Source organism: Serratia sp. M24T3 (genome assembly GCF_000257645.1).
Lineage (GTDB): Bacteria > Pseudomonadota > Gammaproteobacteria > Enterobacterales > Enterobacteriaceae > Rouxiella.
Window position 1 is genome coordinate 1 of the sequence record NZ_AJHJ01000090.1, and the last position, 741, is coordinate 741.

Annotated in this window: 1 protein-coding gene; it reads right to left on the minus strand. The window is 44.0% G+C overall.

Features of this window, described 5'->3' with window-relative positions; translation table 11 throughout:
* The coding region (locus tag SPM24T3_RS24085; RefSeq protein WP_237713144.1) for an AMP-binding protein at positions 1–433 on the minus strand (433 nt) is incomplete at its 3' end.
* Positions 434–741 lie beyond the last annotated feature (308 nt).

Sequence of the window (741 nt, forward strand, 5' to 3'; positions counted from 1 at the left end):
CAATGACGGCTGATTGAATCAACGGCAGCCATTCTTCACTGCTGATAATCGCCGCTGGGCTACAGCTAGTGATCAAACCCTGCAGTTTGGTGATATAGGAGGCGCGTTGACCCAACCCCATCGGAATGGCTAACGGAACCGCTACCAGCCCGGCATACTGACAGGCAAAAAAGGCTTCCACAAAACCAACACTGGTTTCAGCAATAAGTGCAATTCGATCGCCTTTTTTAAGATTAAGTGATAACAGGCGCCGAGCTCCAGCCATTGCACGTAGTTTGAGTGTGTGATAGTCAATGGAGGCAATCAGTTGGGTGCGACGGTCATAGAAGTTCATTCCTGTGCTTCCTTTTGCCGCATAGTCCAGAGCTTCCACAAGAGAGGGAAAATCTGCATAGCGCATGGGAAGAGAATGAGTGGAACTTGTTTCAGACATATACAAATTAGCCATAGATTCAAAATCACAAAGACGATAACAACCTGCTGTTCGAAGGTTATTAGTTTTAATGTAAGTGTATTTTAGAGAAAGTATTATTCAACCACGTGAACTTCTCATACAGTATATTCGTAAGTGAGGCGTCTCCGTGACAACAGGCAGGATCGATTAACCGTCTTGAATGCGAAGTTCTACGTTGAAACTGTATATTTAGTAAGTCAACGTTGTGCACTAATAGTCTGCAAGTCAATAGCAAACTTTCTCTGGCGTAGACATTCACTCATTTTCGCTTCACGAAACTTAAATCC